11 protein-coding genes are annotated in these 13,470 nt (G+C 72.2%); 8 read left to right on the forward strand and 3 right to left on the reverse strand.

Annotated features, from left to right (window positions below; translation table 11 throughout):
• The first annotated feature begins 22 nt into the window (after positions 1-22).
• The 5 genes from G6O68_RS14990 to G6O68_RS15010 all read left to right on the forward strand — a co-directional run bounded on the left by G6O68_RS14990 (position 23) and on the right by G6O68_RS15010 (position 4,787).
• Positions 23-1,417: a bifunctional folylpolyglutamate synthase/dihydrofolate synthase gene (locus G6O68_RS14990; RefSeq protein ID WP_165249141.1), complete on the forward strand. Its 1,395-nt coding sequence runs from the start codon at positions 23-25 to the stop codon at positions 1,415-1,417.
• A 26-nt stretch (positions 1,418-1,443) separates the two neighbouring features.
• Complete coding sequence (locus G6O68_RS14995; RefSeq protein WP_165249143.1) at positions 1,444-1,887, forward strand: DUF423 domain-containing protein; 444 nt, start codon at positions 1,444-1,446, stop codon at positions 1,885-1,887.
• 35 nt (positions 1,888-1,922) lie between these two features.
• Positions 1,923-2,510, forward strand: a complete 588-nt coding sequence (locus tag G6O68_RS15000) for a glycine cleavage system protein R (protein ID WP_240911245.1) — start codon at positions 1,923-1,925, stop codon at positions 2,508-2,510.
• Positions 2,497-3,873 carry a PFL family protein gene (locus G6O68_RS15005; RefSeq protein WP_165249147.1) on the forward strand — a complete coding sequence of 459 codons (1,377 nt, stop codon included), beginning with the start codon at positions 2,497-2,499 and terminating at the stop codon, positions 3,871-3,873. Before G6O68_RS15000 ends, G6O68_RS15005 begins: the two co-directional genes overlap by 14 nt.
• 152 nt (positions 3,874-4,025) lie before the next feature.
• Positions 4,026-4,787, forward strand: coding sequence for a hypothetical protein (locus tag G6O68_RS15010; RefSeq protein WP_165249149.1), 762 nt, complete (start codon positions 4,026-4,028; stop codon positions 4,785-4,787).
• A 19-nt stretch (positions 4,788-4,806) separates the two neighbouring features.
• Here G6O68_RS15010 and G6O68_RS15015 read toward each other — a convergent pair whose 3' ends face one another.
• Genes G6O68_RS15015 through G6O68_RS15025 form a run of 3 tightly spaced genes read right to left on the reverse strand, consistent with a single transcriptional unit; the run spans position 4,807 to position 8,479 of the window.
• Positions 4,807-5,553 carry an amino acid ABC transporter ATP-binding protein gene (locus G6O68_RS15015; RefSeq protein WP_165249151.1) on the reverse strand — a complete coding sequence of 249 codons (747 nt, stop codon included), beginning with the start codon at positions 5,551-5,553 and terminating at the stop codon, positions 4,807-4,809.
• The gene (locus G6O68_RS15020) at positions 5,550-7,148 is read right to left on the reverse strand and encodes an ABC transporter permease subunit (RefSeq protein ID WP_165249153.1); all 1,599 of its coding nucleotides are present in this window, start codon (positions 7,146-7,148) and stop codon (positions 5,550-5,552) included. Before G6O68_RS15020 ends, G6O68_RS15015 begins: the two co-directional genes overlap by 4 nt.
• Positions 7,149-7,180: 32 nt before the next feature.
• Positions 7,181-8,479 carry a glycosyltransferase gene (locus G6O68_RS15025; protein WP_240911247.1) on the reverse strand — a complete coding sequence of 433 codons (1,299 nt, stop codon included), beginning with the start codon at positions 8,477-8,479 and terminating at the stop codon, positions 7,181-7,183.
• A 296-nt stretch (positions 8,480-8,775) separates the two neighbouring features.
• Here G6O68_RS15025 and G6O68_RS15030 point away from each other — a divergent pair, with 296 nt between their 5' ends.
• Genes G6O68_RS15030 through G6O68_RS15040 form a run of 3 tightly spaced genes read left to right on the forward strand, consistent with a single transcriptional unit; the run spans position 8,776 to position 13,459 of the window.
• Positions 8,776-9,591: a protein-L-isoaspartate(D-aspartate) O-methyltransferase gene (locus tag G6O68_RS15030; RefSeq protein ID WP_165249155.1), complete on the forward strand. Its 816-nt coding sequence runs from the start codon at positions 8,776-8,778 to the stop codon at positions 9,589-9,591.
• A 32-nt stretch (positions 9,592-9,623) separates the two neighbouring features.
• Positions 9,624-12,509: a hypothetical protein gene (locus tag G6O68_RS15035; RefSeq protein WP_240911249.1), complete on the forward strand. Its 2,886-nt coding sequence runs from the start codon at positions 9,624-9,626 to the stop codon at positions 12,507-12,509.
• Entirely contained in the window at positions 12,506-13,459 is a 954-nt protein-coding gene (locus tag G6O68_RS15040; protein WP_165249157.1) for a GDP-mannose 4,6-dehydratase, read from the forward strand. Before G6O68_RS15035 ends, G6O68_RS15040 begins: the two co-directional genes overlap by 4 nt.
• Positions 13,460-13,470 lie beyond the last annotated feature (11 nt).

Raw genomic sequence — 13,470 nt, forward strand, 5'->3', positions numbered from 1 at the left:
ATCGACCTCACTCGGATTCGCCATGCTCGACCCTTACCAGGACGCCCTGGGCTACCTCTTCAGCCGGCTGGACTACGAGCGCGAGGGCATGCCCAGGACGCTCGCGGAACTCGGATTGGGGCGTATGCGCAGGCTCCTGAAGCGGCTGGGCGACCCGCATCGCGGACTCCGGATCGTCCACGTCGCCGGCACCAAGGGGAAGGGCTCGACGGCCGCGATGCTGGCCGCGGCGCTGTCCGCCTCGGGCTTCCGGACGGGCCTCTACACGTCCCCCCACCTCGAACGACTGGAGGAGCGTTACCGGATCGACGGGGCGGCGATCGCCTCCGACGAGATGGTCGCCCTGGTCGACGAGGTCCGCTCGGCGGTCGAGACGATGGAGGGCGACGGGGACGACCCCCGGAGCCTGGGGGCGACCTTCTTCGAGATCACCACCGCGATGGGCCTGCTCCATTTCGCGCGACGCGGCGTCGGGGCCGTCGTCCTCGAGGTCGGCATGGGGGGCCGTCTGGACTCGACGAACGTGGTCCGGCCGCTGGTCTCGGTGATCACCAGCATCGCGCTGGATCACACCCGCCAGCTCGGCGACACCCTGGCCGCGATCGCCGTCGAGAAGGCCGGGATCATCAAGCGGGCGACCCCCGCCGTCAGCGGCGTGCAGGAGCCCGAGCCCCGCGAGGCGATCCGCCGGGTCGCCGCAGCCCGTCGCGCACCGTTCCGCGAGATCGACGCCGACTTCCACCACGAAGCCTTCGCACCGACGGCCCCGCCGACCCGGCCGACCCCCGGCCGCGCGACGGTGCGGACCTGGCGGACGGATTGGGGCGTCCTGGACGTGCCTCTCCTCGGCCCCCACCAGGCCCACAACATGGCCGTGGCCCTAGCGGGGCTGGACGCCCTGGCCGAGGCTGACCCGACCCTGGCCGTCGATCGCGAGGCCGTGGTCCGGGGCTTCGCGGGGCTGACCTGGCCGGCGCGGGTGGAGGTCATGGGATCGAGCCCCTGGCTCGTGGTCGACGGCGCCCACAACGTGGCCTCGGCCGAGGCCCTAGCGAAGACCCTGCGGGACCACTTCCCCCCCTGCCCGCGCACGCTGGTCTTCGGCACCACCCGCGACAAGGACCTCGGCGGCCAGCTCCGGGCGCTCTTGCCGATGTTCCGGGACCGGGTCGCGACCCGATACGTCCAGAACCCCCGGGCCGTGCCGGCGGAGGAGGTCGCGGCGGCGGCCGAGGCCATCGACGGCCGCCCCATGAGGGTCGCCCGCGACCCGGCCGAGGCCCTGGCCCTGGCCCGGAGCCTGACCGGGCCCGACGGGCTCATCTGCGTCACCGGCTCGCTGTTCCTCGCCGCCGAGGCGCGGGCCGTCGTCCTCGGCCGCGAGCCGGCCCCCGCCGCCGGCCGGGCCTGGAAATGAGAGCGGACACCGGAGGACCATCGACGATGAACGACGGATTCTGGCTGCGGATCGGCGCCGTCTGGGGCTTCCTGGCCGTGGCGATGGGGGCCTTCGGCGCCCATGGGCTGAAAGATCGACTGGAGGCGACGGGGCGGCTCGCCAACTTCGAGACGGCGGCCCAGTATCATATGTACCTGGCCCTGGCGCTGGTGGCCGTGGGCCTGCTCCAGGCGGCGGGCCGATCGGGCCCCGCTCTGTCGATCGCGGCGTGGTGCTTCCTGATCGGCTCGGCGGTCTTCTCGGGTACACTTTACGCTCTGAGCCTCTCGGGCCTGCGATGGCTCGGGGCGATCACGCCGGTCGGCGGCGTGCTGATCCTCGTCGGCTGGGCGGCGCTGGCCGTCGCGGCCGGGACGGCGGGCGGGCGTCCGGGCCCCGCCGCGGGCGATCGCGAGCCCGTCGCGACCGCGTCCTTCAAGGAATTCTGACGAAAGGCGATCCCAAACCGGCCATGAGCAGCTACATGATTTCCGTCACCGCGGCCGACCGCGTCGGCATCGTCTACTCGGTGACGGGGGCCTTGCTCGACCTGGGCGGCAACGTCCTGGAGCTGAGCCAGACGGTCATGCGGGGGTACTTCACCATCATCCTGGAGGTCGATTTCCCCGCCCCCAAGACCCGCGACCAGATCGTCGAGGCGATCCACGAGCGCGGCAAGCGGTTCGAACTCCAGGTGCAGGTCACCGAGATCAAGCCGGGCCCGGCCGAGCCCCAAACGCCGGCCGGCGAGCGGTTCATCCTGACGGTCCTGGGCGACGACAGCCCGGGGATCGTCCACAGCATCGCCGGCTCGCTGGCGGCCCACGGGGCGAACATCGTCGACCTCCACGCCCGGGTCGACGGCACGCGGTTCTCACTGGTCATGGAGGCCCTGATCCCCCACGACCTGACGCCGGCCGCGATCCGATCCGAGCTGGAGCGCTACGGACGCGCCCACAAGCTGGAGGCCTTCGTCCAGCACGAGAACATCTTCGCCGCCACCACCGAGCCCAGCCCGGTCCGCCTCAGCGCGGCCCTTCGAAGCCAAGGAGACAGCCTTGCATCGCACTGAAGACGTCCTGGCCACCCTCAGCATGATTCGCCAGCACAAGCTGGACGTCCGCACGGTGACGATGGGCATCGACCTGGCCCCCTGCGCCTCGCCCGACGTCGCCGTCCTCTGCGACCGCATCCGGGCCCGGCTGATCCACTACGCCGGCCGGCTGCGGGCCGTCTGCCGCGAGGTTGAGGCCCGCTACGGCATCCCGATCGTCAACCGACGGATCGCCGTCAGCCCCATCGGCCGGATCGCCGCCGGCCAGAAGGCCGAAGGGCTCCTGGCCGTCGCCCGGACGCTGGACGCCGTGGCCGCCGAGGTCGAGGTCGACCTCGTCGGCGGCTTCACGGCGCTGGTGCAGAAGGGCTGGACCGACAGCGAGCGCCGGCTCATCGCCGCGCTGCCGGAGGTCCTGTCGACGACCAAGCGGGTCTGCTCCTCGGTCAACGTCGGGACCACGGCCGCCGGGATCAACATGGACGCCGTCGCCGCCCTGGGGCACGTCCTCAAGGAGACGGCCGAGCTGACCCGCGACCACGACGGCTTCGGCTGCGCCAAGCTCGTGATCTTCGGCAACGCCCCCAACGACAACCCGTTCATGGCGGGCGCCTTCCACGGTGCGGGCGAGACCGACTGCGTGATCAACATCGGCGTCAGCGGGCCGGGGGTGGTCAAGGCGGCCGTCGAGGACCTGGTCGCACACGCCCCCACGAGGCCCACGCTCGGCGACATCGCCGAGGAGATCAAGAGCACGGCCTTCCGCGTGACCCGCGTGGGCGAGCTGATCGGCCGCGAGGTCGCCGCCCGGCTGGGCGTGGCCTTCGGAATCGTGGACCTCTCCCTCGCCCCCACGCCGCAGATCGGCGACAGCGTCGGCGAGATCCTCCAGGCGATGGGCGTCTCGCGGCTGGGCGGGCCGGGCTCGACGGCCGCGCTGGCGCTCCTGAACGACGCTGTGAAAAAAGGGGGGAGCTTCGCCAGCTCCAGCGTGGGCGGGCTCTCCGGGGCGTTCGTCGCCGTCAGCGAGGACGCGGCGCTCGCCCGCGCCGTCGAGGTGGGCGACCTGACCCTGGCCAAGCTCGAGGCCATGACGGCGGTCTGCTCGGTCGGCCTGGACATGATCGCCGTCCCCGGCGACACCGACGCCGAGACCCTCTCGGCCCTGATCGCCGACGAGGTCGCCATCGGCGTCATCAACCACAAGACGACGGCCGTCCGGGTGATCCCCGTGCCGGGCAAGAAGGCCGGCGAACGCGCCGTCTTCGGCGGCCTCTTCGGCGAGATGGACATCCTCGCCATCCACGCCGCCGGCGGCTCGGCCGAGTTCGTCCGCCACGGCGGGCGCATCCCTGCCCCGCTCTCCAGCCTCCGCAACTGATCGGCCCGGGGGCGGTCCGGCGCCGGTGCGCCAGATCGCCCCACTTCGCCTTGGCAGGGAGGGACTCCAGGGGTAGACTCCCGGACGCACGATCTCGGGCTGGACGAGCAGCCCGGCATGGACGCAGGATCGCATCTAGGAAGGATGATGTCATGGTGACGCCGACGCGGATCGCTCGCGGCCTGGGCATACTCGGCGTGATCGCCTTCATGGCGGTGGCGACGGGCTCCTCGATCGCCACCTCGAACCTTCAGGACGACCCCGCCGCGGCACTGGCCCCGGCCCTCCCGGCAGGCCTGGACGACCCGACGCCGGCGCCCGGGACGCTCGACCCCGCGCCCGCCCTCCCCGACGCCGCGCCGGCGCCCACGAAGCCGGAGCCCCTGAAGGACCTCCCCGCCGCGCCCGACGAGCCCGCGCTCAAGCTGGACATCCCGCCCGCCCCCGCGACGACCCCGCGACCGACGGCCGCGCCGGCCCCGATCGACGAGCCGGCCGCCAACCCGCTGCCGCCCGCCCGCGAACGCGAGCCGATCGCGGCACCCGAGCCGATCGCGGTGCCCGAGCCGGCCCCGGCCGCCCGGCCCCGCCCCTCGGCCGACGACCCGGACGCGAAGGCCCGCTCGTTCGTCGAGCGGAACCGCAAGGAGGCCGACGAGCAGCTCAAGGCCCTCCGCGAGGAGGCCGCCCAGCTCAAGGCCCGCCTGGGACGCGTCGAGGCGGGCATCCGCCGCTGGGAGTCGCTCGCCGAGGCGCTCGATCGCAGCGAGGACCGCGCCGCCATGCGGAACCCGGCCGAGGTCCGCGGCCGGTCCGAGGTCCAGCAGTACATCGTCCCCGGCCGGGCCCCCGTCATCATCCAGTCCCAGCCGGTCACCCGCTCGGACTACGTCCCCGCCCCCCTGCCCCGCTGACGGCGAAACGCCCGGGAACTCACGCGGCCCGGACCTCCGCCAGGAGGCTCCGGGTCGCCTCGTGCGCGGGGGCGTCGAACACCCGGCCCGGCTCCCCCGACTCGACCACGCGGCCCTCACCGAAGACGTGCACGACGCTCGCGACCTTGCGGGCGAAGCCCATGGCGTGCGTCACCACGATCATCGTCTGGCCGTCGCGCGCCAGGTCGGTCATCACCCCCAACACCTCGCCGGTCATGCGCGGGTCGAGGGCGCTGGTCGGCTCGTCGAAGAGCATGACCTCGGGGCCCATCGCCAGGGCCCGCGCGATGGCCACCCGTTGCTGCTGGCCTCCCGATAGCTCCCTCGGCCGCGCGTCCAGGCGATCGGCCATGCCGACGCGGTCCAGGAGCGCCCGGGCTCGCTCGACGGCCTCATTCCGCCCCATCCCCAGCACTTGGACGGGGGCCTCGATCACGTTCTGCAGGACCGTCTGATGGGCGAAGAGGTTGAACGCCTGGAAGACCATACCCATCCGTCGGCAGACCCGTCGCGCCGCCCTCGCGTGCTCGGCCGGGGTCTGCTCGGCGGTCAGCTCCAGGTCACCGATCGCGACCCGACCGGCCTGGAATCGCTCCAGGCCGTTCAGGCACCGCAGGAACGTGCTCTTGCCGCCGCCGGAAGGCCCGATGAGGCAGGCCACATCCCCCTTCGCGACCGCGAGGTCCACGCCGCGGAGCACCTCGACGACCCCGTGGCGCTTGACCAGCCCTTCGACCACGATCATGCGAGCCCCCCCTTCACGCCTTCGGCGCCCAGTCGGCGTTCGGACCATCGCGAGAACCAGGAAAGCGGCAGGCTCATCGCCAGGTAGATCGCGGCCGTCGCCGCGGCGAATTCCACCACGCCCCCGGTGCTGTTGGCCAGGATCGAGTACTGCTTGGTCAGCTCGACCAGCGTGATCACCGAGCAGACCGAAGTGTCCTTGAACAGGGCGATGAAGTCGTTCGAAACCGGCGGGATCACCAGGCGGACCGCCTGCGGGATCACGATCCGCCGCAGCGCCGTCCAGCGCGACATCCCGAGCGCCAGGGCCGCCTCCATCTGCCCGCGGGGGACCGCCTGGAGCCCCGCCCGGTAGATCTCGGCCTCGTAAGCCGAGTAGTTCAGGGCTAGCCCGGCGATCCCCGCCACCCAGGGGGGGAGGCGGAGCACGAAGAACAGGACGTAGAGCTGGAGCATCAACGGAGTACCCCGGATCAGCTCGACGTAGGCCGCCAGCAGGCCGCGAAGCCAGCCGGGCCCGTACATCCGGCCCAGCGCGACGGCCAGGCCGATCGCCATCGCCAGCGGCATCGAACCGAACGAGAGCCCGAGCGTCACCCGGGCCGCGTCGAACAGCCGGCCTCGATACCGCGCCAGCAGCTCCCAGCCCCTGGCCGAGAACTGGCCCGAGGCCGGCGCGATCGGGCCGGCGAACTCGGTCAACTCGCGCTGCAGGTCGTTCCAGATCCCGTATTTCTCGTAGATCCGCCGCAACTCGCCCGAGGCCGCGAGCCGGCCGATCCCCTCGTCCAGGGCGTCCCTCAGCGCGGCGTCGGCCTTCCGCGTGTAGATCACGTAGTACCCCCGAGAGACGGGGGGGCCGATGGCTTCAAGGCCTGGGAAACGGTCCTTGTAGAAGAGGGCGGCGGGGACGTCCTGCAGCGTGAGGTCGTACTGGCCGTTCTGGGTCGCGAGCATGGCGTCGGTCGCGCCGTCGAAGCGGACGACCTCGATCGTCGAGCCGGCCTCCTCCTCCGCGAAGACGTCGGCCGCGGAGCCGACCAGGACCCCGACACGCCAACGGCGGCCGTCGGCGCGGGGCCTCTTGAGGTCTTCCCACGACCCGATCGAGCCCCCCGTCGGGCCCATGAGCTGGAGTTGGTAGATGTAGTAGGGCCGGGTGGCGAGGTAATCGCGAGAGCGGACCTCGGTCCACTCGTAGCCGTTGACCACGGCGTCGAACCGGCGGGCGTCGAGGACGGAGAGGAGCTTGTCCCACTGGCCCTGAGAGAACTCGGCCGACGCGCCGAGGCCGCCGGCCAGCCGCTCCATCATCTCGACCTCGAAGCCCGTCACCGAGCGTGGCGAGGCGGGGTCGGGGAACGCGTAGGGCCCTCCCCCTTCCATGTCGCTGCCGTATCGGAGGATCTTTCCCGCACGGACGTCTTGGAGCGCGTCCGCGTGTGCGACGGGGGCGAGGGCGAGGGCGGCGAGGGCCGCGAGGATCAGGGGCGACGAGGAGGATCGCGGCGGGACGCGCCGGGTCGTCGAGGTGGTCGGGCGTGGGGCGGGGCGGGCGGAGGCGTCGGATTCCGATGCGGCAGGCTCTCCTTCCATCAACTGGGTCCTTTCCGGCCGTCGGCCTTCGATCATTCGGGGGCGGGCGTGGTCGATTCCTCGGAAGGCTGGCGCGGCGTGGGGCCTTCGGCGGGAGGCCCGCCCTGGCGTCGGGGCGAACGACCTGCGACCCCGGTCGCCGAGCGGGCCCGGGGGTCGGGCATCAGCCGCGTGAGCCGGCCGACGTAGAATCGGTGGCCCCGCCACTGGACGTGGCTGTTCAGGAGGGCGTCGAACCAGAGCGGCAGGAGCATCAGGTCCTTGATCGGGCTGTAGATCAGGTGCCGGAGCTTGGGGAACGATCCCCCCAGCCACCGGGCCTGCACCGCGTCGCGGGCCATCCCGAGCCCGACCAGTCCGAGCAGGCCGCCCCAGGCGATGCCCGACTCGCCCGAGAACGCCCAGACCAGGCCGATGGTCGTCAGGTTCGCGAGCGGCTCGGCGACGAACGCCGGCAGGGCCAGGCGGCGGCGGATCTTGAACCAGCGCGAGTGCCGGTTGAGGAACCAGGTGAAGCCCCGGCGGCGGTTCACGTTCTCGATGACGTGGTGGCTCAGTCGGATCGAGTAGCCGGCCTTGCGGACCCGCATGCCGATCACCTGATCCTCGGCCAGCAGGTTCCGGACCGCCGCGAACCCGCCGATCGCCTCCAGGACCGAGGCCCGCAGCATCATCGACTTGCCGACGACGCAGGTCACGCCCAGCACCGAGGCGAGGGCCATGCCGCCGGCGATGTAGCCGTTGAGCTGGAGGTTCTCCATCACGGCCCCCCCCTGGATCTCCCCCTCGCCGACGAAGAGGTTCGTCACCAGGCCCACGCTAGGCTCGGCCAGGTGGCAGGCCGTCTCGCGGAGGTACGAAGGGCGGGCGCGGACGTTGGAGTCGCTGATGAGGAGCACGTCGTGGCGACGGAACGGCTCCATCGCCGCCAGGCTCTCGACCTTGGGGTTGAGGCCGAACGGCGGGCAGCCCACCACCAGCCGGGCGTCCTGCTCCGGATGCTCTTCCATCAGCTTGCGGACCACGGCCGCCGCCGGGTCGGCGGGGTCGGCCACGCAGAAGAGGAGCTGATAGGTCGGGTAATCCAGGGCGAAGAAGCTGGCGAGGTTGGTCTCCAGCTCCTCGTCAAGCCCCTTCAGGGGCTTGAAGATCGTGACCGGCGGGGTATGATCCGGGAGGCCGCGAGGGCGGCGGGTGATCCAGAAGAGGCAGCAGGTCGACGCCAGCGTCGTCGCCACGGCGACGGCGGCCACGAGCCCGAGCAACAGGTCGGCGGTCTGGATCGACGTCATGCTCACCCCGAACCCGGCGAAGCGGCCGGCGGCCGCCATCCATGGGAGGATCGCCCCGGCGTCGCGGTGGGATCGCCGAGGCTCCCGGTTCCCCCGGATACGGCCTCGTCGAGATTCGACGCCGTCGCACTCCCTAGATCATAACGTCGGCGACGATTTCGACCAATCCGGCTTGCGACGGTTCTCGGGATCTTCCGGAGCCTTTCTCCGGCCCTCCACCCGCAAGCGGAAAAGCGCGGCTCCCGTGCGCCTCTCGTGAAGCCCCCGGCGGCGGCGTGGTAAGCTTGGGTCTTGGCGCCGACGCGTTCCCGATCGATCGAGGAAGGGAGACTTCGATGAGACGACGCTCCAGGGTGGGAGGGCCGCCGGCCCTCGCGGGGTTCTTCACGCCGCTGGTCCTCCTCGCCGTCGGGATCGCCGCCCTCGCCCAGGCGCCGGCCAGCCCGCCTGCGGAGGAGGATCCGACGGCCCGTCCCCGCAACCGGATGGTCCAGCGCCACCTCGTCGAGCGCGGGATCAAGGATCCCCGCGTCCTGGACGCCTTCCGGACCGTCCCTCGCCACAAGTTCCTGCCGCCGGGGACCAACCGCCAGGCCTATGACGACGAGTCCATCCCGATCGGCGAGGGGCAGACGATCACCCCGCCCTACGACGTGGCCTTCATGACCGAGGTCCTCGAACCCAAGCCGACCGACAAGGTCTACGAGGTCGGCACCGGCTCGGGATACCAGTCGGCGATCCTCTCGCGGCTGGTGAAGGACGTCTACTCGGTCGAGATCCATGCCCCCCTCGGCGAGCGGGCCGCGAAGGTCCACAAGGAACTCGGCTACACCAACATCCACACGAAGGTCGGCGACGGCTACGAGGGCTGGCCCGACGCCGCCCCGTTCGACGCGATCATCGTCACCTGCGCCCCCCAGCGCATCCCCGGGCCGCTGGTCGAGCAGCTCAAGGAAGGCGGTCGCATGGTGATCCCCCTCGGCGACCGATTCACCCAGAGCGTCCACCTGGGGATCAAGCGCGACGGCAAGCTGGTCATGAAGGAGCTGAAGCCCACCCTGTTCGTCCCCATGACCGGCAAGGCGCTACGGGAGACGGCCGAGCCCAAGGCCGCCGAATCGACCCAGCCCGCCCCCAAGGCCGAGCGATGAGCGGACGTCCGGCAACGCCGCGGAGATCCCCCGTGAACAAGTCGATGCCCGTCACCTGGTCGCTCGCGATCGGCCTGATCTTGGCCCTCTCCTCGGCGGGCGCCGCCCAGCAGCCGACCGGCGAGATCCTCCGGCCGCCACCCCCCCCCCGCGACGATCTGGAGCTGGACGCCAACGGCGACGGCGTGCCCGACGGCTGGTACAACGCCCGGGACGCCGCGATCGAGCAAGCCGGCGGCGCGGCCGGCCCACGCTTCGTCCGCTTCGCCTGCGAGCGTCGCGGCCGCCCGGCCCGCCTCAGCCGCGCCTTCGGGGTGGACGGACGTCAGGTCGAGGCGATCGTCCTGGGCCTGTGGGTCCGCCTGAAGGACGTCGAGTACGGCGAGCGCGGGGGCGAGGAGCCGAGCCTCCTCATCGACTTCCTCGGCGACGAGTTGAGGCACCTCTCGCGGGGCACGATGGGCCCCTGGACGCGCTCGGTGGGCGACCGCTGGACCCGCGTCGCCAAAAGGATCGCCGTCCCCCCAGGTGCGCGCGACGCCATCATGTCGGTCGGCCTCATGGGGGCGGCGGGCCGCCTCGACGTGGACGGCCTGACGTTTGAAATGGTCCCCCGCCGATCGGTCGAGACCACGAACCTCGTGGTCAACGGCGATTTCGAGCTGGGCGACCCGGTGCCGGCCTACTGGATCGTCAACAACGACGCCGCCCGGACGTCACCCGGACGCGAGTCCGACACGGCGATCGAACTGTCGCGATCCGGCGCGCGGGTCCTGAGCGGGCTGGCCCTGCCGGTCGAGGGCTTCGACGCCCTGGAGCTTTCGCTCTACGCCAAGGGGCAGGGCCTTCGCGGCTCGGGGGGTGCCGCCGCGGCCTTCTACTTCCTCGACGCCCAGGGCGAGCCGCTGGGGGGGCGCCGCGGCGGCGCACCGGCGTTCCAGTGGGCCGGCACGTTCGACTGGCGACCCCAACGCACGGTGGTCCCGGTCCCCCGCGGCGCCGTGCGCGCCGTGGTCCAGCTCGAGAAGTCCGACGGCGTGGGATCGCTGCGGGTCGACGACCTGCGTGTCACCGCCGCGCCGAATCCCGAACTCGGCTCCTGGGGCCCTTACCAGGCCGCCGACGACGTCATCGGCTGGCACGAGCACCAGTCCGCCGCGGAGATCGCCGCCGGCTCGGCCCTCGATTTCTCGTTCCTGAGCCCCTCGCCGGCGGGCTCGAAGGGGGCCGTGGTCGTCAAGGACGGCCGGCTCGCCTTCCGCGAAGGCGGGCGGGCCCGGTTCTTCGGCGTCCAGCTCCTGCCTCCGACCGCCTTCCAGGAGTTGGAGAAGTCCGACGCCCTGGCCGACCGCCTGGCCCGCTCGGGCGTGAACCTCGTCCGGATCGGCGAGCTGGACACGCCGCTCGGCCCCGACCGGAGCCTCCTCGACGACGCCCGGGACGACACCAAGGAGTTCGACCCGATCGCCCTGGAGCGGCTCGACCACCTGATCGCCGCCCTGCAAAAACGCGGGATCTACGTCGCGCTGGAGCTGCTGGGCGGCCGTCGATTCCGGGCCGAGGACGAGGTGAAGGCGGCCGGGCTGCTCCCCGCCGGCGGGGGGCCCGCGGCGCTCCTCGACCCCGGCATCGGCAAGCTCGCGCGGGACACTTCCGTCGCGTTCCTGTCCAGGCGCAACGCCGAGACCGGCCGCACGCTCCTGGACGACCCCGGCGTGGCGTGGGTCACGCTCGCGGGCGAGGTCTCCCTGTTCGACCTCATCGACCGGCCGGATTCGCTCCCCGCCGTTTATGGGGCGGAGCTGCGGGCCCGGGCCGAGAAAGCGCGGGGGGTCTCCGGTCGTCGGCTCTGGCAGTCGATCGAGTCGGCTCACTACTCCGGCTGGGCCGCGAGCCTGCGCAAGGCCGGCCTGAAGGCGCCGCTGGCCGGCGTCTCGCACTGGCGGCGAGAGCCCGAGTTCGCGGCCTCCCTCTCCGCGACGGGCCTGGACCTGATCGACGACCGCCTGTACTGGGCCCCTCCCCTCTGGTCCGACCCCGAGTTCCGCTCGCAGCTCTGGGCGGCGGACGGCGGGCTCGCGGCCGGGGCCTCGCGCAAGCAGGTGGAGGGCAAGCCCTACGTGGTGGGGCAGTGGTGCCCGCAGACCCTGGGCGCCTGGGCCCTGCCTCACGAGGCCGCCGATCAACTCCTGGCCTCGGCCACGGCCTTGCACGAGGATTGGGACGCCCTGGTCCGACGGGGCGTCTTCATCCATCCCAAGGTCTGGGGCGAGGGCCCCGTCGGCACCGTGGGCGTCGAGGACATCTTCCAGATCCCCGAGGTCGCCAACGGCGTCCCCCAGGTCTTCGCCCTGTGGCCCCACGCCGCATCGATCCTGCTCCGCGGGCGGGGCGAGGCCGCGACTCCCCACGACTCCGGGACGGCGCGCAACACACCCCGGCGGCGGGGCCCCGTGCCGGGATGGGACCACGATCGCGGCCGGCTGGTCGTCGACACGCCCTACACCCAGGGGATCGCCGGCTGGAACGGCGGCGAAGGGGCGGATTTCCCCACGCTCGGCGTCTCCGCCGAGTCGCCGTTCGCGGTCGTCGTGGCCTCGTCGGCCGGCCCGAAGCCGATCGCCGAGGCCGAGCGTCTGCTGGTCACCACGATCGCCCGCGTGGAGCCCACCGGCTACCGCTGGGTCGACCCCTGGAAGCGCGAGACCTCCGACCCGGGCCGCCCGCCGTTCCTCCAGGAGCCCGTCCGGGCGCGAGTGGAGTGGCGGCGCAAGGGGACGATCAAGGCCTTCGCCCTCGACGCCTCCGGGGCCCGGGCGAAACCCGCGACGGTCGAGCCCCTCCCCGACGGCGCGGGCGTCGCGCTGATCGTCGACGGTCGATCCGCCGCGATCCACTGGGAGTTGATCGCCGAATGACGACCATCGTCACCGGAGGCGCGGGATTCATCGGCTCGCACCTCGTCGACCGCCTGCTCGACGACGGTCGCGAGGTCGTCGTCGTCGACGATTTCGACGCCTACTATCCCCGCGCCGTCAAGGAGGCGAACTTGGCCGCGGCGCTCGCGCGGCCCGGCTGCCGCCTGGTGGAGCTGGACGTACGCGACGCGGCCGGCGTGGGTGCCCTGGTCCGGGAGACGCGTCCCGAGGCCATCGTCCACCTGGCCGCCCGCGCCGGGGTGCGCCCCAGCATCGCCGCGCCGGCCCTCTACACCGAGGTCAACGTCTTGGGGACGGTGAACTGGCTGGAGGCCGCCGCGCGGCTCGACCCCCTGCCCCGGTTCGTCTACGCGTCCAGCTCGAGCGTCTACGGCGACCGTGACGAGGGACCGTTCCGAGAGAGCGACCCCGTCGACCGGCCGGTCAGCCCCTACGCCGCGTCGAAGCGGGCCTGCGAGCTGATGGCGCACGCGTTCCACCATCTCCACGGCCTGCCGATTACCGGCCTCCGGTTCTTCACCGCCTATGGGCCGAGGAACCGGCCCGACCTGGCGGTTTCGCTGTTCGCGGACCGGATCGAGCGCGGAGAGCCGGTCGTGATGTTCGGCGACGGCGGCACCCGGCGCGACTACACCTACGTCGGCGACATCGTCGACGGCGTGGCGCGCGCCATCGACCGTTGCGAGGGCCTGAAGCTCTACAACCTGGGGAACTCCCGTCCGGTCGAGCTTCGGGAGATGATCGAGACCCTCGCCGCGGCCCTGGGCAAGCCGGCTCTCATCCGTCTCGCCCCGGAGCAGCCGGGAGACGTCCGACAGACCTTCGCCGACGTCTCGCTGGCCGCCCGCGAACTGGGCTACGCCCCGAGCACGTCGCTCCGCGAGGGCCTGGACCGATTCGTGGCCTGGTATCGTTCGCCGAGGAGCTGAGCCCGAAGCCT

The organism is Paludisphaera soli (assembly GCF_011064595.1).
GTDB lineage: Bacteria > Planctomycetota > Planctomycetia > Isosphaerales > Isosphaeraceae > Paludisphaera > Paludisphaera soli.

What these genes read in the sequence shown, in the direction of transcription:
- G6O68_RS14990 (WP_165249141.1), top strand. Translation starts at nt 23, where the DNA reads ATGCTCGACCCTTACCAGGACGCCCTGGGCTACCTCTTCAGCCGGCTG.
- G6O68_RS14995 (WP_165249143.1), top strand. Translation starts at nt 1,444, where the DNA reads ATGAACGACGGATTCTGGCTGCGGATCGGCGCCGTCTGGGGCTTCCTG.
- G6O68_RS15000 (WP_240911245.1), top strand. Translation starts at nt 1,923, where the DNA reads ATGATTTCCGTCACCGCGGCCGACCGCGTCGGCATCGTCTACTCGGTG.
- G6O68_RS15010 (WP_165249149.1), top strand. Translation starts at nt 4,026, where the DNA reads ATGGTGACGCCGACGCGGATCGCTCGCGGCCTGGGCATACTCGGCGTG.
- G6O68_RS15015 (WP_165249151.1), bottom strand. Translation starts at nt 5,553, where the DNA reads ATGATCGTGGTCGAAGGGCTGGTCAAGCGCCACGGGGTCGTCGAGGTG.
- G6O68_RS15020 (WP_165249153.1), bottom strand. Translation starts at nt 7,148, where the DNA reads ATGGAAGGAGAGCCTGCCGCATCGGAATCCGACGCCTCCGCCCGCCCC.
- G6O68_RS15025 (WP_240911247.1), bottom strand. Translation starts at nt 8,479, where the DNA reads ATGGCGGCCGCCGGCCGCTTCGCCGGGTTCGGGGTGAGCATGACGTCG.
- G6O68_RS15030 (WP_165249155.1), top strand. Translation starts at nt 8,776, where the DNA reads ATGAGACGACGCTCCAGGGTGGGAGGGCCGCCGGCCCTCGCGGGGTTC.
- G6O68_RS15040 (WP_165249157.1), top strand. Translation starts at nt 12,506, where the DNA reads ATGACGACCATCGTCACCGGAGGCGCGGGATTCATCGGCTCGCACCTC.